We start from the raw sequence: 26,084 nt of genomic DNA on the forward strand, positions 1-26,084 counted from the left end.
CGCGGCGCCTGCCGATGCCGCGCCGGCGGACGGCGACAGTGCGTCAGCGCACCCCGTGCATCCAGCGCCGCACCAGCGGCGCCAGCACGAAGTAGGCGATGCCCGAGCCGACACCGATCCACAGCATCAGCTGGAACAGTTCGCCGTACTTCGCCGCGGCCGCCGCCATGTCCAGCACCTCGCCTTCCAGTACGTCCATCGAGGTCAGTTTGCCGAACTGTGCGGCCAGCACCTCCGAGTACGCGGTCGCCAGCCAGAACGCCCCCATCATCAGCCCGACCACGCGCGTGACCGACAGCTGGGTCACCGCCGACAGGCCGATCGGCGACAGGCACATCTCGCCCAGTTCCAGCAGGAAGTAGGCCAGCACCAGCCACCAGACGCTGGCCAGCACCCCGCCGCCGGCCGACTGCGCGGCCAGCATCAGCGGCACGAACGCCAGGCCGGCGAACACCAGTCCGATCGCCATCTTCGCCGGCTTGCTCGGATTGAGGCCGCGCCGGTCCAGCCACGGCCACAGCCACGAGAACACCGGCGCCAGCACCACGATGAAGAACGCGCCGAGGAAGGTCAGCGAGCCCGCGGTCTGCGGCACCAGCACCACGTCGTGGACCAGCGCGACCGCCAGCGCGGCCACCATCGCGACGACCGCGGCCCTGGCCAGCCCGGCATTGCCGCGGTCGCTGGCGCGCAACGCGGTCACCATCAGCAGCGGGCTGCCGGCCAGCGCGAAGATCGCCCACGGGATGCCGGGCTGGTAGCCGCCGGGGGTCAGGCCGAACAGGTCCTTGGTCAGCATGCGGTCGGTGAACGTGACCCAGGAGCCGTAGGTCTGCTCGTACAGGGTGAAGAAGATCAGCACGCCGACGATCAGCAGCACCAGCGCGAGCATCTGCTGGCGCTCGACCTTCGTGCAATGGCGCACCAGGAACCAGACGAACCAGGCCGCCAGTGCGACGGCGATCAGGTGCATCGCCCCGTGCACGGTCCAGGTGCGCTGGATCAGTTGCCACACCACCAGCGCGCCGGCGAAGCTGCCCAGATAGATCCACCATTCGCGCGACAGCGGACCGACGCGCTGGCGCAGCTTCTCCGGGTCGTTGGGCTCTGCGTGGCCGTACAGGTACTTCTGGCCCCAGACGAACACGATCAGGCCGGCGACCATGCCGATGCCCGCGGCGCCGAAGCCGTACTTCCAGCCATAGGTTTCGCCGAGGAACGCGCAGACCAGGCTGGCGAACAGCGCGCCGACGTTGATGCCGGCATAGAACAGGGTGAAGCCCGAATCCCGGCGCGGGTCGTCGGGCGCATAGAGCTTGCCGACGATCGTCGAGATGTTGGGCTTGAGGAAGCCCACGCCCATGATGATCAGCGCCAGCGACAGGTAGAACACCTGTAGCGCGGCGGTGTCGCGGACCACCACGCCGTCGACGATGCGCGCCTGCTCGCCCTCGTATGCCATGCCCAGGTGCCCGAGCACCAGCAGCACGCCACCGAGCACCACCGCCTTGCGCATGCCCAGGTAGCGGTCGGCCAGCAGCCCGCCGATCACCGGTACCGCGTAGACCAGGCCGCCGTAGGCGCCGAGCAGGTCGTAGCCGGCGTCGTCGCCGAACAGGTGGTACTTGAGGATGTACAGCAGCAGCAGCGCCTTCATCCCGTAGAACGAGAAGCGTTCCCACATCTCGGTGAAGAAGCAGACGAAGACGCCCTTGGGGTGGCCGAGGAAGTCGGTGCCGGCGCCGTCGCCGGAAGGAATGGCTGCGCCCAAGGCCCGTGCTCCGGCTCGATCGAAGGCGCGAGTATAGGCCCGTGCCACCATCCGGCAACATGACGGAAGGCACGCCGGACGGCCCGGGGCTGGGCTAGTATCCGCCTGACCGCCTTTCCCGGGGAGCGTCCGTCCGGACGCGTGGAGGGCGGTTTTCGACAACATCCTCAAAGGGGGAGACAACATGATCCGCAAGGGATTGCAGTGGCTGTGCATGGTGATGGTGCTGGCGGCCTGCCTGGACCTGCATGCGCAGGTCGACCTGGCGCCGTTCGTCGAGGAAGACGGCATCCGCGACATCAAGATCTCGCCGACCGGCGAGTACTACGCGGTGACGTTGCCGCTGGGCGACCGCACCGCCGTGGGCATCATGCGCCGCGCGGACCGGACGATCGCGGGCAGCTTCCGCCTGCCGAAGAACACCCATGTCGCCGACTTCTGGTGGGCCAACGACGAGCGTCTGGTGTTCGGCCTGGCAGAGCGTTTCGGCTCGCGCGATTTTCCGTCGGCGACCGGCGAACTGTATGGCATGAACGTCGACGGCGGCCGCGCGCAGTTGCTGGTCGGCTGGCGCGTGCAGGGCACCCAGACCGGCACGCGCATCCAGAGCGGTGCCAAGGAAGAGTTCGTCCATGCCTGGCCGATCGACCTGCTGCCGGACGACCCGCGCAACATCCTGGTGTCGGTCTCTCCGTTCACCCGGGACCCGGTGAGCCGGGTCGATCGCATGGACGTCTATACCGGCCGGCGCACGACGGTGGCGACGGTGCCCGTCAATCGCGCGAGTTTCCTGACCGACCATGCCGGCGAAGTCCGGTTCGCGGTCGGCGCGCGCGCCGACAACCTCAGCCGTCTCTACTACCGCGACGGACGCGGCGCGGACTGGCAGCTGATCAACGACGAGCGCACCAGCGGCCGCCTGGAATCGCCGGTCGGCTTCTCCGGCGACGATCGCAAGGCCTACCTGCGCGTGTCCCAGCCCAGCGGGCCGGATGCGATCGTCGAGCTGGACGTCGCCAGCGGCGAACGGCGGGAACTGCTGCGCGACGCGCTGGTCGACCCGGAGATCGTCTACCGGCCGGGCACTTCCACGCCGGTCGGCGTGCGCTACCTCGGCGCGACGCCGCGACTGGTGTTCTTCGACGAAGCGTCCGAGGACGCGCGGCTCGGGCGCATGTTCGAGAAGGCCTTCCCCGGACAGGTCGTCAGGATCGCGTCGGCGACCCGCGATGCCTCGGTCAAGCTGTTGCTTGCGACCAGCGATGTCGATCCGGGCAGTTTCTTCACCTACGATGCGCCGACCAAGAAGGCCGATTTCGCGCTCGCGCGCCGCAACCAGGTCGATCCCGAGCGGATGGCACCGATGCAGGGCGTCTCGCTGCCGGCACGCGACGGCCTGATGCTGCATGGCTATCTCACCCGGCCGGCGTCCGCAGCCGCGGACCGGCCGTTGCCGCTCGTCGTCCTTCCGCACGGCGGGCCGTTCGGCATCTTCGACGACTGGGCGTTCGATCCCGACGTGCAGTTGCTGGCGCAGGCCGGCTATGCGGTGCTGCAGCTCAACTTCCGTGGCTCGGGCAACTACGGCCGCAGCTTCCGCCAGGCCGGCGCGCGCCAGTGGGGCGGCACCATGCAGGACGACCTGACCGACGCGACGCGCTGGGCGATCGAACAGGGCCACGCCGACCCGCAGCGCATCTGCATCTACGGCGGCAGCTACGGCGGCTATGCCGCGCTGATGGGGGTGGCCAGGGAGCCGGACCTGTACCGCTGTGCAGTCGGCTACGTGGGCGTCTACGACCTGCCGCTGATGCGCAGCCAGGACCGGCGCGGCGGCATGTGGCTGCGCACCTGGGTGGACGAATGGGTCGGCAACGACGTGCAGCGGCTCGGCGAGACCTCGCCGACGCGGCTTGCCGGCCGGATCCGGGCGCCGGTGCTGCTGGTCGCCGGCGGCGAGGACGAGATCGCGCCGGTCGAGCACACCCGGCGCATGGAGCGCGCGCTGCGCGGCGCCGGCGTGCCGGTGGAGACGATGTACGTGGACAACGAAGGCCACGGCTTCTACAAGCCCGAGAACCGGCGCGCCTACTACACCCGGCTGCTCGCGTTCCTGTCGACGCACCTGGGCGGCGCGACCGCCGCGGAGTGAGGGAATCCGGCGCCGCCTTGCCACTGCGGCTGCGCCCGATGTCTGCAACAGACCGACTGGCACGCCTTGGTGCCTGCGGTGCGCACCGTAGGCGAGGGCGTCGGCAGGCGCCCGGGAGGGAAGGGATGAAACGGTTTCTGCTGCCGGCCTTGCTGGGCCTTGCCTGCATGGCGCTGCCCGCGATGGCGCTGCCCCCGGTCGACGTCGCGATCCATGCCGATGAAGGCGGGTTCCGCGACGTCCGGCTGTCTCCGACCGGCGAGTATCTGGCGGTCACGATTCCATCGGGCGACCACACGGTATTCGCCGTGCTGCGGCGTGACAGCAGGGCGGTCGTCGGCAACTTCCAATTCCCCAAGGGCGTCCACGTCGCCGATTTCTGGTGGGCCAACGCCGGACGGGTACTGATCGCGGTCGCCGAACGCTTCGGATCCCGCGACTATCCATCGGCCACCGGCGAGCTGTACGCAATGAACGTCGATGGTGGCGAGCGCGGGTTGCTGGTCGGCTGGCGGGTGGCGCTGCAGCCCACGGGGTCGCGCCTGCTCGACCAGAAGCGCGAGGGCGGCGCGGTGTTCGCCTGGCCGGTCGACCTGCTGCCGGACGACGACCGCCACGTCCTGGTGTCGGTTTCCCCGTTCTCCCGGGAGCCGCAGACGCGGGTCGAGCGGATGAACGTCTATACCGGACGCCGCACGCAGGTGGCGTCCGTGCCGGTCACGCGGGCCAGCTTCCTCACCGACAACACGGGCGCGATCCGCTTCGCCAATGGTGCGCGATCGGACAATCTGAGCCAGCTCTACCATCGCGCCGATGACGGCGCCCCCTGGCAACTGCTCAATGACGAGCGCCAGAGTGGAGTCCTGCAGATCCCGCTCGGCTTCGCCGACGACAACGTGACCGCATATCTGCAGGTCAGCACGCCCAGCGGACCGGACGAAGTGGTCGCACTGGACACCCGCTCCGGCGAGCGCCGGGTGGTCGCGCGCGACACGGTGGCCGATCCGCGGCCGATCCATCGTGACGGCGTTGGTGCAACCGTCGGCGTGCGCTTCCTGTCTGGCAAGGCGCGGACGCAGTTCTTCGACCCGCAGTCCGGGGATGCGAATTTCCATGCGCTGCTGGAGAACGCGTTTCCCGACAGCGAGGTATCGGTGTCCTCGGCCACCCGCGACGGGCGCCTGAAGCTGGTGCTCGTCGCCAGCGATATCGACCCCGGCAGTTTCTATCTGTTCGATTCGGTCAGCAAGCAGGCTTCGTTCCTGCTTGCGAGGCAGGATCGTATCGATCCTGCCGTGATGGCGCACATGCGCCCGGTGTCTTTGGCCGCGCGCGACGGCCTGCCGTTGCACGGCTATCTGACCTTGCCGCCGGGGGCCACGCCGGCAACCCGATTGCCGACGGTGGTCGTGCCGCATGGCGGGCCGTTCGGCATCTTCGATCGATGGGGCTTCGACGCCGATGCGCAACTGCTTGCGGCTGCCGGCTACGCGGTGCTGCAGGTCAATTTCCGCGGCTCCGGCAACTACGGCCGCAGCTTCCGGCAGGCCGGCGCCAGGCAATGGGGCGGCACGATGCAGGACGACGTCACCGATGCCACGCGCTGGCTGGTCGGGCAGGGGATCGCCGATCCCGGACGCATCTGCATCTATGGTGCCAGCTACGGAGCCTATGCCGCGTTGATGGGCGTCGTGCGCGAGCCCGACCTGTACCGCTGCGCTGCCGGCTATGTCGGCGTCTACGATCTTCCCAAGATGCGGACCGAGGACGGCCGGGTCAGCCGCTCCATGCGGACCTGGAGCAGCGAATGGGTCGGGACCGACCAGACAGCACTGGCCGCGGTGTCTCCGAACCGGCTGGCCGACCGCATCAAGGTGCCTGTGCTGCTGGCGGCGGGTGGCGAGGACGAGATCGCGCCGATCGAACACAGCCGCATGATGGAGCGCGCGCTGCGCGGTGCCGGGGTACCGGTGGAAACGCTGTACTACCCGAACGAAGGCCACGGCTTCTACAAGCCCGAGAACCGGCGCGCCTACTACACCCGGCTGCTCGCGTTCCTGTCGACGCACCTGGGCGGCGCGGCCGCCGCGGAGTGAGGGAACCCGGCGCCGCTTTGCCACCGCGGCGGCGCCGGCCTACCATGCGGGCTCTTTGTCCGGAGCCGCCCGCCATGTCCCTGCGTCTTGCGCTGTTGCCCTTGTGCCTGCTGGTGGCGTTGCCCGCCGCCGCCCAGACCCGGGGCCTCGATGTCCGCGACCTGGTGCAGCTCGACCGGGTGTCGTCGCCACTGCTCAGCGACGACGGCCGGCTGCTGGTGTTCGCGCAGCGCGCGCTGGACTTCGATTCGGGCAAGGCCGAGACGGCGCTCTACGCCCGCAACCTGCTGACCCGCGACATGGCGCCGCCGCGGCGGATCACGCCCGAGGGCTGGAACGTGAACTCGGCGACGCTGTCGCCCGACGGGCAGACGCTGTACTTCCTCAGCGGCAGGAACGGCAGCTCGCAGCTGTATGCGATGCCGGCCACCGGCGGCGAGCCGCGGCAGCTGACCGACGTCGCGGTCGACATCGGCAGCTACCAGCTTTCGCCCGACGGTACGCGCATCGCCTTCAGCGCCGACACCTTCGGCGAGTGCGGCGCGGACCTTGCGTGCACGAAGCGCAAGCACGCGGAGGCCGCGGACGCCAAGTCCACGGGCGTCGTCTACGACCAGCTGTTCGTGCGCCACTGGGACACCTGGCGCGACGGCACCCGCAGCCGCCTGTTCGTCGCCGAGCTGCCGGCCGCCGGCGCCGCGCCGGTGACGACTGTGCGCGCGGCCGGCCATGCGCTCGAAGGCGACATCCCGTCCAAGCCGTTCGGCGGCGCCGAGGATTACGTCTGGTCGCCCGACGGCCGCACCCTGGTCGCCAGCGTCAAGGTGGCCGGCGCGGCGGAACCGTGGTCGACCAACTTCGATCTGTACCGCATCGACGCGCTCGGCGATGCCGCCCCGGTCAACCTGACCGCGGACAATCCGGCCTGGGACACCGGCCCGGTGTTCAGCGACGACGGCGCGACCCTGTTCTACCGCGCGATGAAGCGCCCGGGTTTCGAAGCCGACCGCTACGCGCTGATGGCGCTGGACGTCGCCAGCGGCGCCGCGCGCGAGATCGCGCCGGACTGGGACCGTTCGCCGAGCAGCGTGGCGCCGTCGGCCGATGGCAGCGCGCTGTACGTGGCTGCGCAGGACACCGGCGAGTACCCGCTGTTCCGGGTCGATGTCGCCAGCGGCGAAGTCACGAAACTGCTGGCCGACGGCACCGTGTCGTCGTTCGTCGTCGCCGGCGACACCGTCGCACTGACGCGCAACACGATCGACAGTGGCGACACGCTCTACACCGCGTCGCTGCAGGGTCTCGAGACCGGCGCCGCGCTGCGCCAGATCACCCCGACCGCCGCCGAGCGCCTGCCCGACGTCGCCTTCGGCGACTACGAGCAGTTCTCGTTCAAGGGCGCCGGCAACGCCACCGTCTACGGCTACGTGGTCAAGCCGTGGAATTACCAGGAAGGCCAGACCTATCCGGTCGCCTTCCTGATCCATGGCGGTCCGCAGGGCAGCTTCGGCAACGGCTGGAGCTACCGCTGGAACCCGCAGACCTATGCCGGGCAGGGCTATGCGGTGGTGATGATCGATTTCCACGGCTCGACCGGTTATGGCCAGGCGTTCACCGATGCGATCAGTGGCGACTGGGGCGGCAAGCCGCTCGAGGACCTGCAGAAGGGCTGGGCCGCCGCGCAGCAGCAGTATGCGTTCCTCGACGGCGACCGCGCCTGCGCGCTCGGGGCCAGCTACGGCGGTTACATGATCAACTGGATCGCCGGCAACTGGTTCGACCGCCAGGGCAACTCGCCGTGGAAGTGCCTGGTCAACCACGACGGCGTGTTCGACACGCGGTCGATGGGATACGTGACCGAGGAGTTGTGGTTCACCGAATGGGAGAACGGGGGCACGCCGTTCGACCAGCCGAGCAACTACGAACGCTTCAACCCGGTCAACCATGTCGCCAACTGGAAAGTACCGATGCTGGTGGTCCAGGGCGAGAAGGACTACCGCGTGCCGGTCGACCAGGGCCTGTCGACGTTCACCGCGCTGCAGCGCAAGGGCATCGAGTCGAAGCTGCTGTACTTCCCTGACGAGAACCACTGGGTCCTGCAGCCGCACAACAGCGTGCTGTGGCACGACACCGTCAACGCCTGGCTCAGGCAGTACATCGGCCGGTAGGCCCTCGTCCCGGGGGCGGCCTTCCGGTCCCCCGGCGTCTGCGCGCGCGCAGCACACCGTACCGCACTCTGGAGTCCTGCCGCCGATGGCGATCGCATCCGTCGACACGTCCGCCCCGCTGATCACCAACGACATCGTCCTGTTCGGCCTGATCGCCGCGACCCTGGGGCTGATCTTCTGGCTGGCCAGCGGCCCCACGCCGTTCTGGAGGAAGTTCTTCGCCTGGATCCCCGCGCTGCTGCTGTGCTACTTCGTGCCGGCGTTCTACAACACCGTTGGTCTGATCGACGGCGAGAACAACAGCCTCTACAACCCGATCGCCAGCCGTGTGCTGCTGCCCGCCGCGCTGGTGCTGCTGACCCTGTCGATCGACCTCAAGGGCGTCCTCAAGCTCGGGCCGAGGCTGCTGTTCGTATTCCTCGCCGGTACCGTCGGCGTCGTGCTCGGCGCCATCGTCTCGTTCCAGGTCATGGAATGGGTGCATCCGCCGGCGGTCGCCGGGGATACCTGGAAGGGCATGGCGGCCCTGGCCGGCAGCTGGATCGGCGGCGGCGCGAACATGGTCGCGATCCGCGAGGTCTACGGCGTCGATGCCACCCTGTTCGGCCAGTTCGCCGTGGTCGACGTGGCGATGGCGAGCCTGCTGATGGCGACCCTGCTGTTCCTGGCCAACCGCTCGGCGCAGATCGATGCGCGCTCCGGCGCCGACACCAGCGCGATCGACGAGATGAAGCACCGCATCGCCGCCTACGAGGCCGCCAATGCCCGCATCCCGACCCTGACCGACCTGATGGTGATCATCGCGGTGGCGTTCGGCGTCGTCGGCCTGGCGCATGCGATCGGCGGTCCGGTCTCGGCCTGGTTCGGCGGCTTCGAATGGGCGGCGCGCTTCAGCCTGGACTCGTCGTTCGTCTGGGTCGTGGTGATCTCGACCCTGGCCGGCCTGCTGCTGAGCTTCACGCCTGCCCGCAGGCTGGAGAACGCCGGCGCGTCGAGGATCGGCACGGTCTGCCTGTACTTCCTGATCGCCTGCATCGGCATGCAGATGGATTTCCTCAAGCTGTTCGACCGGCTGGAGCTGATCGCGATCGGGGCGATCTGGATGGCGGTGCACGTGCTGGTGATCTGGGGCGCGGCGCGGCTGGTCAGGGCGCCGCTGTTCTACGTCGGCGTCGGCTCGATGGGCAACATCGGCGCGGCCGCGTCCGCGCCGGTGGTCGCCGCGGCGTTCCATCCGTCGCTGGCGCCGGTCGGCGTGCTGCTGGGTACGGTCGGCTATGCGACCGGCACGCTGATCGCGTATTTCGTCGGCCAGATCCTGCGGGTCATGGCCGGGGCTTGAGAGGCCCTAGGAGCGTGGGCGGTAGAAATTGTCCGGACTGCAAAACCCGCTGATGCGGTCCATATTTCCGCCGATTCTTGGCCCGTAGCACCACTACGGGCCTGCAAATCGACGAAAATCTGGCCTCGCACAGCGTGTTTTTCGCCTCGAACATTTCTACCGCCCACGCTCCTAGGGCCGCGCGATGTCGCGGCTGAAGCGCAGCGTGGTGCGCCGGCCGTCGGCCAGCACGACGTCGATGTCCAGGCGCAGCGTGTCGGGCGGCGTCACCCGGGCGATGCCGACGTAGTCGACCAGATCCCCGGTCCGCACTTCGCGGAAGGCGATCGATTGCCGCACGCCGCGCAGGTCGCGCGCGGTCGCGCCGACATGGCCCTGCCGTGCGTCGTCGCCGGCGCGCAGGCTGACCAGCACCAGCACCCGGTCGCGCGCCCGGTCGATGCCGTACTGCGCGGCGATGGCGTCGTTCAACGCGAGCGTCGGCACCACACTGGCCAGCACCTCGGTGTCGCCGACGGACATCGTCGCCGGCATCCGGCTTTCCTCGCTGCCGGCCGCCGAGGCCGCGGGCGTCGACGGCGCGCGGCTGCAGCCAAGCGCGAGCAGTAGCAGCGGCAGGGCGGCGATGCGCAGGGTGCGCGGGCAGGCGGCGCGATGGTCCGCGTCAGTCATTGGCGGCCGACAGCTCGCCGCCGCGTGCCGCCGCGCGATGGATCGCATCGGCGGCCAGCGTGCGCAGCCCGCCCGCTTCGAAGACCTCGATCGCGGCCTGCGTGGTGCCTCCCGGCGAGGTCACGCGCCGGCGCAGTTCCGCGGGCGCTTCGCCGGACTCGACCAGCATCCGCGCCGCGCCGAGTACCGTCTGCAGCACCAGCGTGTGCGCGTCGGCGGCCGGCAGGCCCTCGGCGATCGCCGCGTCCTCCATCGCCTCGGCAAGCAGGAATATGTAGGCCGGCCCGCTGCCGGAGACCGCGGTCACCGCATCCATCCGCGCCTCGTCGTCGACCCACACGGTTTCCCCCGCGCTTGCCAGCAGCGCCTGCGCGCGCTCGCGGCCGGCGGCGTCGACCCGCGCGTTGGCGAACAGTCCGGTGACGCCGGCGCCGAGCAGGGCGGGCGTGTTGGGCATCGTGCGTACGAGTGCAACCCCACCGCCGAGCCAGCGGTCGAGCTGCGCCGAGGTGATGCCGGCGGCGATCGACAACACCAGCGGACGCTGCGCCTGCGCGGTACCGGCCAGGCGCGTGCAGACCTCGCGCAACACCTGCGGCTTGGTCGCCAGCACCCACATCGTCGCGTCCGCGACCGCCGCGTCGGCGCTGTCGAACGCCTGCACGCCGAAGTCGCGGATCAGCGCGTCGCGGGTGTCGGCATTGGGGTCGGCGACGCGGATCGTCGCTGGATCGGCGCCGCGGGCGACCAGGCCGCCGATCAGGCTGCGGGCCATGTTGCCGCCGCCGATGAACGCGACGGTCGCGGAAGGGGTGGGCATGTCGATCGGCTCCTCGTGTGGGATGCGTCGTGCATCCGGCGCGACAGATTACCGCTCCGGCGCCCGCCGCGTGCCGGGGTGTCCCGGCTGTCGGGGCGCGGTCCGGAAGCGCGCATCAGGCCGCTCCGTGCGCCTTGCGCCGTCGGCCCGGCAGTCCGCTCATTCCCGGCCCGGCGGGGCGGCGCCGGCGAGGCCGAACGTCCGGCGCAGGAAGGCGGCGCCGTCCTCCAGCGCCTGCCGGGCGATCGACGATACCGACACCGCCTCGATGAAGCTGTGCGGCGCGCCCTTGTACAGCTTCACGTCGACCGGCACGCCGGCGGCGAGCAGCTTGCCGGCCATGGTCAGGTTCTGCTCGGCCAGCACGTCGCACTCGCCGATGCCGATGAAGTAGGGCGGCAAGTCCTCCACGTCGGCCAGCAGGCCATGGATGCAGGGATCGTTGCGGTCGTTCGGCCCGGAGATGTAGTAGTTCCAGAACGTGTCGACCTCGGCCGCGGTCAGCATGTCCTCGTCGGTGCCGTAGCGGCGGCGCGAGTGCGGCGAGCAGTCGGGTGTGAAACCGGCGTAGTAGCTCAGCACGGCGGAGACGCGGCCGCCCTCGCCGAGGTCGCGCAGTTTCAGGGCCGCGCCGGTGCTCAGGTTGCCGCCGGCCGAGTCCCCGCCGAGCGCCAGCCGCTCCCCGTCGAGCCCGTGCGCCGCGCCGTGCGCCTGCAGCCAGCGCACCACGTCCACGACCTGTTCCAGCGCCACCGGATAGCGCACCTCGGGCGACAGCGCATAGTCGATGCCGACCACCGCGACGCCGGCGCGCGCGGCCAGTTCGCGCATCACCCGGTCGTGGGTGTCCAGGCTGAACATCGCCCAGCCGCCGCCGTGCAGGAAGCCGAGCGTCGGCTTGGCCGTGCCGGGCGCGGGGTCGTGGATGCGCAGGCGCACGGGCCCATGGCGGGTGTCGGCGAGGATCTCCTCGGTCCGCGGCATGGCCGGGCCGCCCGCGCGCCAGGGGCGCCGCACCTGCTCCACGATCTCGCGACGCGTCGGCCAGTCCAGCGTGCGGCCGGCGGTGATCCGCCGGCCCTCGGCGATCACGCTGTCGATGAAGCCGGCGATCTCCGGGTCGATCGGCCTGGCGCGCGGCGCGATGGCCGCGATGGCATCGGCGCCGCGGCCGCCGTCGAAGCGGCGCATCCAGCCGGCCAGGGCGTGCTGCCGGGTGTTCCAGAGTCCGCGCAGGATGTCGTCGAAGACGTCGTCGCGCTCGTCCTGGCCCAGCTTGAAGGTGGCGCGGACGTCGCGGACGTGGGCATGGAAGCCGACCACGTGCTCGCGCAGCGACAGGTAGCGCGGCCCCATTTCCTCGATCGACCACGGGCCCGGGCGCCCGCGCTCGACGTCGTCGACCAGGTGCCGCAGCAGCCGGTCGGCATCGCCTGGCGTGTCGCGCAGTTCGATGTCCACCTCGAACACGGCGCTGGCGTAGTTCCAAGTCGGCGCGCGGCTGCGGTCGGCGAACCACGACGGCGAGACGTAGCCGTGCGGGCCGATCAGCAGCACGGTCGCGCGCGGGTCTTCGGCGAACGCGCGCCATTGCGGGTTGCTGCGGGCGAAGTGCCCGAGCAGGCGCAGCGGGCGGTCCTCCGCATCGCATTCGAGCTGGACCGGCAGCGGCGTGGCCGACAGCGCGCCGGCCGGGCCGGAGACGATCCAGGCGAGCGGCTGCCCGGCGACGAGGTCGGCAAGGTCGCGCGGAGAGCGGGGTTGGAACAGGGCGGGGTCGGACATGATCTGTTTGCGATGGGGGCGGGGCTTGTTTCAGGCAGCGGCGCCGGCCACGGAATGGGCCGGCCAGCGGTCGGCCCAGGGCGCCGCCGCTTCGAGTTCGTAGGAGAGTGCGAGCAGGGTGTCCTCCTGGCCGCGGTCGGCCGCGAACATGCTGCCGATCGGCAGGCCGTCGCGGCTGTGCGACAGCGGCAGCGAGATCGCCGGCGTGCCGGCCATGTTCTGCAGCGGCGTGTAGTCGATCCAGGCGAACATCGTCCGCAGCAGGGTGTCGGCCGGCACGTCCGGGGCGAAGGTGCCCAGCGGCGGCGGCGGCGCGCTGACGACCGGGGTCAGGACGAGGTCGTGATCGGCGAAGAACGCCGACAATTGTCGCGGCAATTGCGCGATCTGCCGGTAGGCCGCCTCCAGCGCATGCGTGGGCAGGCGGCGCGCGCGCTCGGCCAGGCCCAGCGTCCACGGTTCCACCGCGTCCTCGATCCGGCGCCCGCCGACCAGCGCCGTGGCGGCATCGACCGCGTCGGCGGCCAGGTGCGACCACAGGTCCTCGAATGCGCCCAGGAAGGCGTCGCCGTCGAGCGGCCAGGCGGCGCGTTCCACGCGATGGCCGAGGCTTGCGCACAGGTCCGCGGTGCGCGCGATGGCATCGCCGACGTCGGGGTGCGGGGCCGCGCCGCGCAGGCCGTGCCCGATCACCGCGATCCGCAGGCGCCGGCTGGACGGGCCTTTCACCATCGCGCGTCCGGCCTGCAGGTGGGTCGCGGCGAACGCCCAGGCGGCGTCGCGCACGCTGCGCGCATGCAGGCCGTCGGCGACCAGCAGGTCCTCGACCAGGTGCCGGCCGCGCACGCGCACGGTGCTGTCGCGACCGGGCTTCAGGCCGACCACGCCGCAGCATGAGGACGGCAGCCGGATCGAGCCGCCGCCGTCGCTGCCGTGCGCGAAGGGCACCAGGCCGGCGGCGACCGCGGCCGCGGCACCGCCGCTGGAGCCGCCCGGCGAATGCGCCAGCGACCACGGGTTGCGGGTCACCGGCCCCTGCAGCGGTTCGGTCGAGGCGAGCAGTCCGAACTCGGGCATCGACGACTTGCCCACCGCGACCAGGCCCTCGGCGATGAGCCGCTGGACATACGGATAGCCGGTTTCCACCAGGACGCCGCTGCGGCTGCGCGAGCACGCGCGCGTCGGCATGCCCGGATGGTCCAGCGAATCCTTCGCCAGCCAGGGCACGCCGGCCATCGGACCGCGGGCCGCGGCGCCGCCGCTTGCGGCATCCAGGGCCGCGGCCTCGTGGCGGGCCAGCGCGAAGGCGCGGTGGCTCAATGCCTGCAGCGTCGGGTCCAGCGCCTCGATCCGCAGGATCGCCGCCTCGACCAGGCCGCCGGCATCGATGTCCCCGGACCGCACCAGGGCGGCCTGGTCGTGCGCGTCCAGGCGGCCGATGGCGAAGGCATCGGGGCGCGTGAGGAGGTTGCGGGACATGCGGCGGGTTCCGTCGGGTTTCGGCAGCGGGGAAGGGGAGGACGCGTCAGGCGCTGCGGCGCCGTGCGCGGTCGCGGCCGTAGAAGCGGTAGAGCGCGGCGCCGATCGCGGCATAGACGGCCAGCAGCACGACCGGCAGCAGGTCGCCGTTGCGGGCCTGCTGCAGGATGTCCAGCGCCACCGGCAGGGTCATCGCGAAACTCATCACGATCGCGCAGACCGGCACCACGCCGAGCCACACGCCGCCGATGCGCACGCCGCCCAGCGGTACGCGGAAACGGCCCGGCCGTTCCGGCTGGGTGCTGCGTATCCGGATCAGGCTGATCGCCACCATCGCGAACATGAAGGCCACTCCGAACGAGATCAGGTCCGCCATCACCGAGATCGGCAGCAGCGCGGCGTTGATCGCGGCGAGTCCGGCCAGCAGCAGGTTGGCGATCCACAGGCTGTTGCGGGTGGGATGCAGCCGGCTGAACGCGTCGGGCAGCAGGCCGTCGCGGGACATCGCGTAGCAGACCCGCGAATGCCCGAAGGCGTTGGCCAGCAGCACCGAGGCCAGGCCGGCCAGCGCGCCGATCTTGATCACCACCGCGAACTGCGGCCAGCCGATGCGGTCCACCGCCAGCGCGATCGGGTCGGGCACGTCGAGTTCGCGGAACGGGACGAGCCCGGTCAGCACCACCGCCGCCAGCACGTACAGGGTGGCGCAGATCGCCAGCGAGCCGAGGATGCCGATCGGCACGTCGCGCTGCGGATTGCGGGTCTCGGCCGCCGCCGTGGACACCGTCTCGAAGCCGAGGAAGGCGAAGAACAGCAGCGCGGCGGCCCGCGCCACGCCTTCCCAGCCGTAGGTGAACCCGCCCTCGTTGGGCGGCACGAACGGCGACCAGTTGCCGGGATCGACCGCCGTCGCGCCGACGACGATGAAGCCGGCCAGCACCAGCACCTTCACGACGACGAGGACCATGTTGGCCAGCGACGAGCGCGAGGTGCCCAGCGCGACGATCGCGCCCGCGGCCAGCACCGCGCCCGCGGCGACCAGGTTGGCATGGCCGCTGACGACCAGCGATTTGCCGCCGTCCACCGGCAGCAGCTGGATCGCGGGCGTCGAGATCGCCTCCGGCAGGATGAGGCCGAGGTCTGCCAGCAGGCTGCCGAGGTAGCCGGAAAAGCCGACCGCCAGCAGCGAGGCGGCCACGCTGAATTCCAGGAACAGCAGCCAGCCCAGTGCCCAGGCCGGCCCGATCCCCAGCGTGTGCCTGCAGTAGCTGTAGGCCGAACCCGATTCGGGCACGCTGGAGGCCAGTTCGGCATAGCACAGGCCGACCAGCAGGCAGGCCAGTCCGGCGATCAGGAACGACAGCGTCACCGCCGGCCCCGCGTACAGCGACGCGGCGGTCCCGACCAGGACGTATACGCCGGCACCGAGGATCTGGGCCACGCCCAGGACCAGCAGCGAACCCCAGCCGAGGCGGAGCTGCAGTCCCGGCGCCCCGACCGCGCGCGCAGGCACCGTCACCGTGCCGGCTCCGCGGGAGCCGCGGATGGCGGGGCTGGGGCAGGTGCACCGCTGCGGGAAGCGGAGAAGCGTGGTCGATCGATCATGGCGGTTTCATGCTGTCCGCGGCGATGCTTCGCTGCTTCGCCATCCCGCCCCCGGACTTTGCCGAACCGGCCATCCGCCGCTGCGCGTCTTCGGGCGCAGTGCCCGACGGATCGGTACCGCGACCGTTGAGGCTCAGCGGATCTCGAACGCGAACCGCAGCACGTCGGTCACCGAGCGCGCCGGCACGCTGACATGGATTTCCTCCGGATAGCGGCGCAGGCGCACGCGCAGGCCATGGCCGGACAGCCGGTCCAGCCGCTCGACCAGCGCACGCGCCGGTTCCGGATCGTCGTCGGTGTCGCGGTCGCCGACGATCACCATCAGCCGGCTGGTCCTGCCGGCGACCTGCCCGCTGGCCAGCCGTGCGGTGAACGCGCGCTCGTCCTCGAGGATGCCCTGCGCGTTCCATTCCATCGAGGGGCTGGCGGCCACGATCGAATGGAAGGCGCCGGGCCGCTCGTAGAGCGCGTACAGCGCGAACAGGCCGCCCAGCGAGTGGCCGAACAGCGAATGACGGTCGGGATCGACGCGATGGCGGCGGCCAATCTCCTCGCGCAACTTGCCGGTCAGGAAGTCGAGGAACTGCCGGCGCGCGCCGCTCTCGTACTGCGCCAGCGCGCGCCACTGCCGCGGCGGCGGGTCGAGCAGCGGTGCGGTGAAGTCCTTGAGCCGACGCACGTCCCAGGCCTCGTCGGTGGGATAGCCGACGCCGACGACGATCGACTTGCCGACCGGCAGGTACTCCTGCACCCACCGCGCCTGCGCGAAGGACGCGAAGTAGGCATTGCCGTCGAGCACGTACAGCACCGGATACCCGTCCTCGGGCGCCTCGGCCTCCTTGCCCGCCGGGTAGGACACGAAGATCCGGTACACCTCGCCGCTGTCGGCGGCGAGGTCCCAGACCTGGGTGGCGGGCATCGTGTAGCTCGGTGCGGCCGGCGGCGCCTGTTGCGCCCAGGCCTGCACGGCCCACAGGCAGGCGGCCGCACCGATCGCGACGCGACGGAACGCGGTCCCGGCCCTCTCGCGAATCCCGCTCGTTCCCGCCATGTCGCGCTCCCGTCTCGTCATCGTGCCGTTGGCCCTTCTGCCGTTGGCCCTTCTCCCGCAAGCGGGAGAAGGTGGCGCGCAGCGCCGGATGAGGGGGCTGTTCGCGCCCGCGGCGCGCCCCCATCCGCCTTCGGCACCTTCCCCCGCTTGCGGGGGAAGGGAAATACAACATGCCCCCCGCTTGCGGGGAAGGGACATGCCTCGACATGTCGATACAATCCCAGGGCAAGCCATTGAGGCAGCAAGCCCGCTCGATGGCAAGACGCCCGGGGCGGTCCGGGGCGTTTCGGATAAGCCGCGGGACCGATCGGCATGTCCATCGCGGCGGGGCGCGGCTAGGCTCGGGGCTCATCCCCGCAACAGGCCAGGCCTTGACCACCACGCCTCCCGCCTTCCCCGCCAGCGCCCGCGAGTGGCTCGCGCGGCTGATCGCGTTCGACACGACGTCGCGCAACTCCAACCTTGCGCTGGTCGATGCGATCGCGGCGTGGCTCGACGCGATGGGCGTGCGCTCGACGCGGATCGCCGGCGCGGCGGGTCGCAAGGCGAACCTGCTGTTCTCCATCGGTCCGGAGGTTGCGGGCGGCGTGGTCCTGTCCGGGCATACCGATGTGGTCCCGGTCGACGGGCAGGACTGGAGCAGCGATCCCTGGACGCTGTGCGAGCGCGACGGCCGGCTGCACGGCCGCGGCACGGCCGACATGAAGGGCTTCCTCGCCGCCGGCCTGTCGCGGGTACCGGCGATGCTCGCCGCCGGCCTGAAGCGGCCCGTGCATTTCGCATTGTCCTACGACGAGGAGGTCGGCCTGCTCGGTGCGCCGTCGCTGATCGAGGCATTGCTCGCCGGCGTGCCGCGTCCCGGCCTGGTCGTGGTCGGCGAGCCCACCGGCATGCGCATCGTCGACCGGCACAAGGGCATCATGGGCCTGCGCACCACCGTGCTCGGCCACGAGGCGCATTCCAGCCAGACCCACCTGGGCGTCAGCGCGAACATGGTCGCGACGCGGCTGATGGCGCGGATCGTCGAGATCGCCGACCGCCTGGCCGCGGCCCCGCAGGACGCCAGCGGGTTCGAGCCGTCGCACACCACGACGACCATCGGCCTGATCAACGGCGGCACCGCGCCGAACATCCTGGCGCGCGAATGCAGCTTCGTCTGGGACATCCGCTCGGCCTCGCCGACCGAGGCACGGGCGGTGTACGACGAGGTGGAGGCCTGCGCGCGCGAACTGGACGCCGCGATCCGCGCGCGCTTCGCCGACTGCGGCATCGCCACCGAGATCCTGTCCGACGTGCCGCCGCTGACCGGCGTCGGCAACGCGCCCGCGCTGGAACTGGTATCGCGGCTGACCGACACGCCCGAGCGCGAGGTCGCCTCCTATGTCGCCGAGGCGGGATTGTTCGAGCGCGCCGGATTGCCGACGGTGATCTGCGGGCCTGGCCGGATCGCCCAGGCCCACCAGCCGGACGAGTACATCGAGACCAGCCAGCTCGCGGCCGGCGAAGCGTTCATGGACCGCCTGGTCGAAGCGCTGTGCAGGTGACCGACGACCGCACCAGCGTCCCGGGCCGGATCGTCGGCGGCCGCAACTGGGTGCTCGGCGTCCTGACATCGATCTACCTGGTCAACTTCATCGACCGCCAGATCCTGGCGATCCTGCTGCCGCAGGTGAAGGCGGAATTCGACCTGTCGGACACCGCGTTGGGCTTGCTGGTGGGGCCGACCTTCGCGTTCTTCTACGCCACGATGGGCGTGCCGCTGGCGCTGCTCGCCGACCGGGTCAACCGCCGCCGGCTGATCGCGGCCTCGCTGGCGTTGTTCTCGGCGATGACCATCGCCTGCGGCCTCGTCGTGCAGTTCTGGCAGCTGGCCGTGGCGCGGATCCTGACCGGCGTCGGCGAGGCCGGCACCGGGCCTGCGTCGCAGACGATGATCACCGACCTCTACCCGCCGGAACGGCGCGCCCGCGCGCAGGCGGTCTATGCCACCGGCGCGAACCTCGGCGTGCTGGTCGCGTTCGCCGCGGGCGGCGCGATCGCCGAGGCCTGGGGCTGGCGCACCGCGTTCATCGCCGCCGGTGCCCCGGGGCTGGTGCTGACGGTGGTGTTGCTGGCGACCGTGCGCGACCCGCAGCGTGGCGCGAGCGACCCCGCGGCCGTGCACGAGGACGCGCCGGGCTTCGCCACGGTGATGCGGCAGCTCTGGCACAGCCGCGCGTTCCGCTATACCGCGCTGGGCGCCTGCTCGACCTGCTTCACCGCCTACGCCCTGGGCAGTTTCTTCCCGCTGTTCCTCAGCCGCAGCCATGGCCTGTCGACCAGCGAGATCGGCATCGCCATGGCCCTGATCATGGGCGTCTGCGGCGGCCTGGCGACCTACATGGCCGGCCATCTCGCCGACCGCTTCGGGCGCCAGGACCGGCGCTGGTACGCCTGGGTCCCTGCGCTCGCGGCCCTCGCCCCTCTGCCGCTGGCGCCGATCTGCTTCCTTGCGCAGGACACCGGCGTCGCACTGGCGGCGGCGATCGTCCCGCTGTCGCTGACCGCCGCGTTCATCGGCCCGACGATCGCCGTCGTCCAGCGGCTGGTGCCGTTGCGCAGCCGCGCGACCGCGGTCGCGACCCTGATCCTGATCGACAACGTCGTCGGCTTGGGGCTCGGACCGCAGTTCGTGGGCCTCGCCAGCGACCTGTGGAAGCCGGCGTTGGGCGAGGATTCGCTGCGCTACGCCATGCTCGCAGCGATGGCCGGCTCCGCCGTGTCGGTATTCGGTTTCGTCATGGCGGCACGGCACCTGCGCGCCGACATCGACGCTCGCGAGACCGCGGCACCGGCGCCGGCATCGAATGGATAAGGGAAGGCGCCGATCCGCCAAGCAGGACGCGGCGCGCTGCACCAAGGTCGTCAAACGCCGGGCGTGAGCGTCATCGCCGCCCGGCGACACGAGCCTCCGGGGAGGGAGGCCCGATCGGAATGCCCGAAGCCTGCGGACCTGCAGGCCGTCGCTGGCCTTCGGCATGCGCCGGGCCCAGCGGACATCCCGGAACGGGAATCATCGCCGTGTGAGGTTTCAGTTTGATGTCTCTTCTCCGCCACGTCCGCCCGCTAGTCCGCCCAGGAGTTCCCATGACCACCTCGTCCCAACGCGCTGTCGGCCTGCCTTCCCTTTCCCTGCTGGCGGTAGGCCTGCTGACCGCCGTACACGCGCATGCGCAGACCGCCGGAACGGACACGCCGGACGCGCAGGCCACGGAACTGGACCGGATCCTGGTCGTCGGCCAGCGCGCCAGCCGCGTCAGCAACGGCGCGACCAACCTCGACCTGGACATCAAGGAGACCCCGCAGTCGATCAGCGTCATCACCAAGGAGCAGATGGACCAGTTCGGCGCCGACAGCCTCGACGACGCCCTGCGCCTGGCCACCGGCATCCAGGTCGAGCAGACCTCGACCAACCAGACCCAGTACCTGGCGCGCGGATTCGAGATCAAGAACACCCAGATCGACGGCGTCGGCCTGCCCAACGGCTGGGGCGTGGTCACCAATGCGATGGATTCCTTCGGCTTCGAGAAGCTGGAGGTGATCCGCGGCGCCAACGGCCTGCTGACCGGCGTGGGCAATTCGTCCGGCACGATCAACTACGTGCGCAAGCGTCCGACCAACGACGCACAGGGGCAGGTCGGCCTGACCCTCGGCTCCCATGGCCGCCGCCGCGTCGAGGCGGACTACTCGACGCCGTTCACCGAGGACGGCACCTGGGCGGGCCGCGTGGTGGCCGTGCGCGAGGAGAGCGATTCCTACCTGCGCGACTTCGAAAGCGATCGCAGCTACCTCTACGGCGTGGTCGACGGCCAGGTCGGCGAGAACGGCACGCTGGCGCTCGGGTATTCCTGGCAGAAGGCCGATACCAGCGGCAACATGTGGGGCGCGTTGAGCTTCATCGACACCGGCGGCAACCAGCTCGAATGGGACCGCAGCGCCTCGACCACGCAGGACTGGACCTACTGGAATTCGACCACCCATGCCGGGTTCGTCGACTACACGCACCGGCTCGGCGACAGCTGGCAGGTGAAGGCCTCGTACAACTACCGCGTCTACGACCACGACGCCAAGCTGTTCATGGCGTATTCCTTCGGGCTGGATCCGGCGACCGGCGAAGGCCTGTACGGCTGGGCCTACAAGAGCCCCTACGAGACCAGGGCGCACCTCGGCGACATCACCGTCCACGGTCGCTTCGAGCTGTTCGGACAGGAACAGGAGGCGATGTTCGGCGTGAGCTCGGCAAGGAGCGAGGGCACCGACTGGTACAACCCGACCGACACCAGCGGCCCGCAGTTCGGTGCACTCCCCGGGTTTCCCTACGCGGGCGACGCGATCCCGGAGCCTGTCTGGGGCGACCGCGCCGTCTACACCACGCTGAACCAGCGCCTGACCCGCGTGTTCGGCGCGACCCGCCTGGCGTTCACCGACCGCTTCAAGACCATCCTCGGCTTCAACTGGGCGCAGTTCCAGCGCGACAGCACCGACAACGCCGGCGGGACCTCCGACATCACCGACCGCAACCTGGCGCCGTATGCCGGCGTGACCTTCGACTTCACCGATCGCATCACCGGCTACGCCAACTACTCGTACATCTACCAGCCGCAGGACGAGGTCGACTACGACCGGCGCTACTTCGACCCCAGCAAGGGCACCAACTACGAGATCGGCGTCAAGGCCGAGTGGCTGGACCAGCGGCTGCTGACCACCCTGGCCTGGTTCAGCGCCAGACAGGACGGGCTGGCCACCTACGTGGGCACGCGGTTCATGGACGGCTATGCCTACGGTTACTCCAGGCCCGTCGACATCGATTCCCGGGGCTTCGAATTCGAGGCGACCGGAAGGCTCGGCGAGCACACCAACCTGCTGTTCGGCTACACCCAGCTGTCGATGGATGGCGAAGACGGCAGCGACACCTACAGTTGGGTGCCGCGCCGGACCGCGAACCTGCTGCTCAGTACGCGCCTGTCGGGCCACCCGGCGCTGTCCTTCGGTTTCGGCGGCCGCTGGCAGGGCCGCATCTCCAACGTGGAGAGCTACATTCCCGACGTACCGGTGCGGCAGGGCGGCTACACGCTGTTCAACGCCTTTGCGGCCTGGGACATCCGTCCGGACGTCACCCTGCGCGCGAACGTCAACAACATCACCGACAAGAAGTACATCCAGAGCCTGTACTCGGTCAGCTACTACGGCGCGCCGCGCGAGTACGCGCTCAGCCTGGACTGGCGCTTCTGAGCACTCCCTTCGCCGGACACGGCGGGCCCCGGCCTGATCGACATCCTCGCTGCGATCGCGGGTGTCCCTTCTCCCGCAAGCGGCGCATTTCCATTCCTTCTCCCGCAAGCGGGAGAAGGTGGCGCGCAGCGCCGGATGAGGGCGCTGTTCGCGCCTGCGGCGCCCCCCATCCGCCTTCGGCACCTTCCACCCGTAAAGGGCGCAATGCCCCGCAAGCGGGGGAAGCGAGAAAAGCAGCCGACACGCCGCTCACGGCAGGTCGGAAGCGGCCTCGCGCTGTGCCGTCGTCCAAGCCCTCAGCCGGGAAGGCACATGCCGCACGAGCGCGGGATGGCGCTCGATCGCGCGGTCGACGTCCGCGGCATCGCCATCGCGCAGATGCGTGTCCAGGAACGCCAGGACCATGTCCCCGATCGCCGCCAACGCCTCGCCACCCCCGATCTCGCCGACGCGTTCTTCCCGCTTCGGGTCGTCCAGCAGGGCGGCCAGATCGGTGAATCCCATGTGGCGGATGCCCTGCAGGCGGACGCGCACCACGTCATCGTCCCGTCCCGCGTCGTTCCATGCTTCGTAGGCCAGGTCGTTCGGGCTGAAGTCCGCGTCCCGCGGCTGCCCTTCGAGCAGACCGTAGCGGGTCCAGTCGCTCAGCATCAGCAGCATCGGCCGCCCGACGGAGCGGTCGTAGAGGTCCGGATCGAAATTCTGCCCGTCGAGGTTGACCGCCGCCCGGCAGGCGTCCACCAGCCTGCAGGTCGTGGCCGAGGTGGCGCCGCCGAACGACATGCCGGCGAATGCCAGCCGACCGCGGTCCGCGCCCGCCAGCACGTCGCGGATGGCCTCGGGCTCGCGGCCTTCGAGGATGCTCCCGGCAACCGCCACGGTGTCGTCGCGCCAGTCGGCAAAGGAACGGCCGATCCGCGTGGCGGGTAGCGCGTCGGCGTAGACGGACAGCGCATCGCGGCGCACGGCCAGGTCCGGCCCTCCCGCCAGGACCTTCAACGCGTCCGCCAGACGTGGGTCGTCGCCTTCGCCGGCGATCGTGGTCGCGACGACGCGCCCGTCCTCCAGGCGTACGTCCGCCGCGTCCCCCGGGTGTGCGATCGACACCACGATGTAGCCATGGCTCGCCAGTCGCGATGCAAGGACGCTGTTCTGTTCCGGGTACAGGAAGAAGCCGTGGCTGTAGACCACCACCGGGAATCCGTGCGGGTGCCGCGCCGGAGGTACGCCCGGATGCACCGTCATGCGGGCGGTCGCCAGCGGTCGCAGTTCGTCTTCGGCATAGCCGAAGTTCCGGGCGATGGCCGGCAGCGTCGTGGCGGCGACCTCGTCCTCCAGGTAGGCGGCGGGTTCGCCGGCGGCCGGCGCGTCCGCGGGATACCACACGATCGCTGGGAGCCGCCGCGGTCCGCCGGCCCGGTCGCCGGCATCGAGGGGACGCGACGGATCGACGAACTCGGCCCTGACCACGCCGACGGCATGTTCGCCATCGGGTGCGGGCAGGGCCGACGCGGATGCGGCCGACATGCCGATCCAGGCGGCGATGGCAACGGCGATGATTGAGTACCTCGGGATCATGCAGCTTCCTCGACGACAGCAGATGGACGATCGACGCCTCGATCATCGATGGCAGGGCGACGGCCGCCACCGCGGAGGCGGGGGCGGCGCGCGGCGCGTCCGGCGCCAGCTAGTTCACGAGCGACCCGTTGCCCGACGCCGGCACGCAACCGCTCCGGTCGCGCGGCGGTCCGGCCATCGCGGCGCGGCTCGCCGTGCCCCGGACCAGGGTCGGGCAGGAACCGAACGCCAGCTTGAACGCGCGGGTGAAGCTCCCGGGGCATTCGTAGCCGCATTCGATCGCGATGTCGATCATCGGCATGTCGCTCTTGCTCACCAGCGCCATCGCCCTCGACAACCTGACCTGCTTGTAGACCTGTCCCACGCTGCCGCGGAACATGACCTGGAATCCGTACTGCAGCTTCTTGATCGTCATGCCGACCGCGGCGGCGAGCTCGGAGACGCTCAGGGGCTCGTCGAGGTTTCTTTCAATGATCTCCCGGGCCAGCTTGACCTTCTCGACATCCGCCCGTCGCAACCCGTGGCCGTCGCCGCGGTTGTCCTCCGCATGCGACTGGATTACCGCACATACGATCTCGATCGCCTTCGCGATCAGGTAGAGCCGTCGCAGTTCGCCTTCGTAGGGACATTCGAACGCCTGGGTCGCGGCGATGCTCGCGGCACTGCCCAGCGGCACGTGGCGCAGGCCTGTCGGCGCCCGGTGCAGGATGTAGTCGCGGAAGATCGCCGGCAATGCCTGGGCGTCCAGGCCGAGGACATCCTTGACGCGGTCGCGCCGCAGGAAGATCGAGACCCAGCGCAGGGGGCGATCGGGCTCGTACACGGTACGCACGGCATCGCCGCTCGGCAGGCCGTAGAACGTGCAGAACCCGTGGGCGAGTTCCTCGTCGGCCAGGTCGCCGCCGGCGGAGATCGTGCTTCGCCCCTCGATCCAGGCGCAGAACACGAGATGATCGTCGTGGCGGTGCAGCCGCGAGAGCGGGCGCGCGGCGCGGAAATCGACGATCGCCATCGACAGGGCGTCGTTGAGCTGGTGGAACACCCAGCCGCCATCGCCGAGGGATTCATCGTAGCGGTGCCGGAAACCCTGTCCGGAAACGAGCGGCTCGCGCCAGCCTTCGTGGACCGCCGCGCTGCGCCAGCAGGCCGCTTCCGCCGGCTGTCCCGCACAACCCAGCATGTCTTCGATGGTGCGATCGTCGAGAATCATCAAGCCTCACTCCCGTGCCTGCCCGAACCGCGGACTCCGTGTCCGGGTCGTGCTCGAGATCGCCAGCATCCTGATGGCGGCGTACGCCCGCACCTTGACATGGAACGGACCGGGAACGGGGGGCGCAGGTCCTGCACGCCAGCGCATGTCGCCGCGCGTCCCGGACCGCTTCGGCGAAGTCGCCGCCCGGATCGGCATGTCTGTCGCGATGCCCGGGGGCTAGGCTCGAACCACGTTCCGTCGACCGCCCGGACCATGGCCGCCAGATTCCCCTTCCACTCCCGCATGAAAAGATGCCCGGTGTCCGCTGTCCAGTGGCGGCAGGACCCGCGCGGAATCCGCTATGTGGCTGTTCTGCAAGGGAATGGGCGGGGGATGACGCAACAATTCGGCGTATGGACGGTCGCAGACGCTTGTGCCACACCTGCCGATGCGTGCAATACGCCGATTAATTCCGGCTCCCTCCGCAGTCCGGCGGCGGCCGCATCGTCGGACCGGTTGTTGCCCGCCGGTCCACGGGCGACACTTCGGGCAATCGCGATGTCCGGTGCCAGGCATGCCCCACAAAGATTCCCTCGACCGGATCGACCTGAGGATCCTCCAGGCGCTGCAGGAGGATGCGCAGATCAAGAACCGGGAGCTGGCCGACCGGGTGGCGCTGTCGCCCAGCGCATGCCTGCGCCGGATCCGCGACCTGGAGGCGAGGGGACTGATCACCGGCTACCGTGCGCACGTCGCGGTCGACCGGATACGGACCGTCACCATCGTGATCGCGCAGGTGTCCTTCGAGCGTCATTCGGCTGGCAGGTTCGTGGATTTCGACGCCTGGGCCGGGCGCACGCCGGAGATCGTGGAATCGGCGCGCATCAGCGGCCACTACGACTACCTGCTGCGGGTTGTGGTCAGCGACATCCACGACTGGAAGCGGATCATGCGGGAGATGACCGACGGCGACTTCGGCGTGGAGAAGATCGTCTCCAGCTTCCTGATGGAGGAGATGAAGTCCTTCGCGGGCTATCCGCTGACGCCGGCCGGCGGCCCGGGCTGATCCCGGCGCCACGGCGGACGCCGCCGACGCATCGTG

The 26,084-nt window shown here is 70.3% G+C and carries 17 protein-coding genes; 8 read left to right on the forward strand and 9 right to left on the reverse strand.

The features are described 5' to 3' along the window. Window positions 1–43 precede the first annotated feature (43 nt). Window positions 44–1,822, reverse strand: a complete 1,779-nt coding sequence (locus LDO26_RS08240; RefSeq protein ID WP_435594055.1) for a peptide MFS transporter — start codon at window positions 1,820–1,822, stop codon at window positions 44–46. A gap of 133 nt (window positions 1,823–1,955) precedes the next feature. On the opposite strand from LDO26_RS08240, the gene LDO26_RS08245 reads away from it, so the two are divergent. The 4 genes from LDO26_RS08245 (at window position 1,956) to LDO26_RS08260 (ending at window position 9,529) form a co-directional block, all read left to right on the forward strand. Continuing rightward, window positions 1,956–3,923, forward strand: coding sequence for a S9 family peptidase (locus LDO26_RS08245; RefSeq protein ID WP_232130606.1), 1,968 nt, complete (start codon window positions 1,956–1,958; stop codon window positions 3,921–3,923). Between the two features lie 125 nt (window positions 3,924–4,048). After that, window positions 4,049–6,019, forward strand: a complete 1,971-nt coding sequence (locus tag LDO26_RS08250) for an alpha/beta hydrolase family protein (protein WP_232130607.1) — start codon at window positions 4,049–4,051, stop codon at window positions 6,017–6,019. A gap of 74 nt (window positions 6,020–6,093) precedes the next feature. Continuing rightward, the gene (locus LDO26_RS08255; protein ID WP_232130608.1) at window positions 6,094–8,187 is read left to right on the forward strand and encodes a S9 family peptidase; all 2,094 of its coding nucleotides are present in this window, start codon (window positions 6,094–6,096) and stop codon (window positions 8,185–8,187) included. Between the two features lie 85 nt (window positions 8,188–8,272). Further along, window positions 8,273–9,529, forward strand: a complete 1,257-nt coding sequence (locus LDO26_RS08260) for a DUF819 family protein (RefSeq protein WP_232130609.1) — start codon at window positions 8,273–8,275, stop codon at window positions 9,527–9,529. 171 nt (window positions 9,530–9,700) lie between these two features. Here LDO26_RS08260 and LDO26_RS08265 read toward each other — a convergent pair whose 3' ends face one another. The 6 genes from LDO26_RS08265 to LDO26_RS08290 form a co-directional block, all read right to left on the reverse strand. Next, window positions 9,701–10,201, reverse strand: a complete 501-nt coding sequence (locus LDO26_RS08265) for a DUF4426 domain-containing protein (RefSeq protein ID WP_232130610.1) — start codon at window positions 10,199–10,201, stop codon at window positions 9,701–9,703. Next, a complete protein-coding gene (proC, locus tag LDO26_RS08270) occupies window positions 10,194–11,021 on the reverse strand; it encodes a pyrroline-5-carboxylate reductase (protein ID WP_232130611.1) in 828 nt (275 codons plus the stop codon). The genes LDO26_RS08265 and proC overlap by 8 nt, the downstream gene beginning before the upstream one ends. A gap of 159 nt (window positions 11,022–11,180) precedes the next feature. Then, entirely contained in the window at window positions 11,181–12,806 is a 1,626-nt protein-coding gene (locus LDO26_RS08275) for an alpha/beta hydrolase fold domain-containing protein (RefSeq protein ID WP_232130612.1), read from the reverse strand. Between the two features lie 30 nt (window positions 12,807–12,836). Beyond that, window positions 12,837–14,285: an amidase family protein gene (locus LDO26_RS08280; protein ID WP_232130613.1), complete on the reverse strand. Its 1,449-nt coding sequence runs from the start codon at window positions 14,283–14,285 to the stop codon at window positions 12,837–12,839. A 46-nt stretch (window positions 14,286–14,331) separates the two neighbouring features. After that, window positions 14,332–15,804: an APC family permease gene (locus tag LDO26_RS08285; protein ID WP_232130614.1), complete on the reverse strand. Its 1,473-nt coding sequence runs from the start codon at window positions 15,802–15,804 to the stop codon at window positions 14,332–14,334. Between the two features lie 219 nt (window positions 15,805–16,023). Continuing rightward, on the reverse strand, window positions 16,024–16,941 hold the full coding sequence (locus LDO26_RS08290; RefSeq protein ID WP_232130615.1) for an alpha/beta hydrolase: 918 nt from the start codon (window positions 16,939–16,941) through the stop codon (window positions 16,024–16,026). 371 nt (window positions 16,942–17,312) lie between these two features. Between LDO26_RS08290 and argE the strand changes: the two genes are divergently transcribed. The 3 genes from argE to LDO26_RS08305 all read left to right on the forward strand — a co-directional run bounded on the left by argE (window position 17,313) and on the right by LDO26_RS08305 (window position 22,212). Next, a complete protein-coding gene (argE, locus tag LDO26_RS08295) occupies window positions 17,313–18,485 on the forward strand; it encodes an acetylornithine deacetylase (protein WP_232130616.1) in 1,173 nt (390 codons plus the stop codon). Beyond that, window positions 18,482–19,795: a spinster family MFS transporter gene (locus LDO26_RS08300; RefSeq protein ID WP_232130617.1), complete on the forward strand. Its 1,314-nt coding sequence runs from the start codon at window positions 18,482–18,484 to the stop codon at window positions 19,793–19,795. Before argE ends, LDO26_RS08300 begins: the two co-directional genes overlap by 4 nt. A 272-nt stretch (window positions 19,796–20,067) precedes the next feature. Beyond that, on the forward strand, window positions 20,068–22,212 hold the full coding sequence (locus LDO26_RS08305) for a TonB-dependent siderophore receptor (protein ID WP_232130618.1): 2,145 nt from the start codon (window positions 20,068–20,070) through the stop codon (window positions 22,210–22,212). 249 nt (window positions 22,213–22,461) lie between these two features. On the opposite strand, the gene LDO26_RS08310 is transcribed toward LDO26_RS08305, so the two are convergent. After that, window positions 22,462–23,790 carry an alpha/beta hydrolase gene (locus tag LDO26_RS08310; protein WP_232130619.1) on the reverse strand — a complete coding sequence of 443 codons (1,329 nt, stop codon included), beginning with the start codon at window positions 23,788–23,790 and terminating at the stop codon, window positions 22,462–22,464. Window positions 23,791–23,899: 109 nt separating this feature from the next. Then, window positions 23,900–25,000 (reverse strand): helix-turn-helix transcriptional regulator, encoded by a 1,101-nt coding sequence (locus tag LDO26_RS08315; RefSeq protein WP_232130620.1) that lies wholly within the window; start codon window positions 24,998–25,000, stop codon window positions 23,900–23,902. 556 nt (window positions 25,001–25,556) lie between these two features. On the opposite strand from LDO26_RS08315, the gene LDO26_RS08320 reads away from it, so the two are divergent. Next, window positions 25,557–26,048 (forward strand): Lrp/AsnC family transcriptional regulator, encoded by a 492-nt coding sequence (locus LDO26_RS08320; protein ID WP_232130621.1) that lies wholly within the window; start codon window positions 25,557–25,559, stop codon window positions 26,046–26,048. The last annotated feature ends 36 nt before the right edge of the window (window positions 26,049–26,084 follow it).

The sequence above is a fragment of the Proluteimonas luteida genome (genome assembly GCF_021191695.1).
In the GTDB taxonomy this organism is placed as follows: Bacteria; Pseudomonadota; Gammaproteobacteria; order Xanthomonadales; family Xanthomonadaceae; genus Luteimonas; species Luteimonas luteida.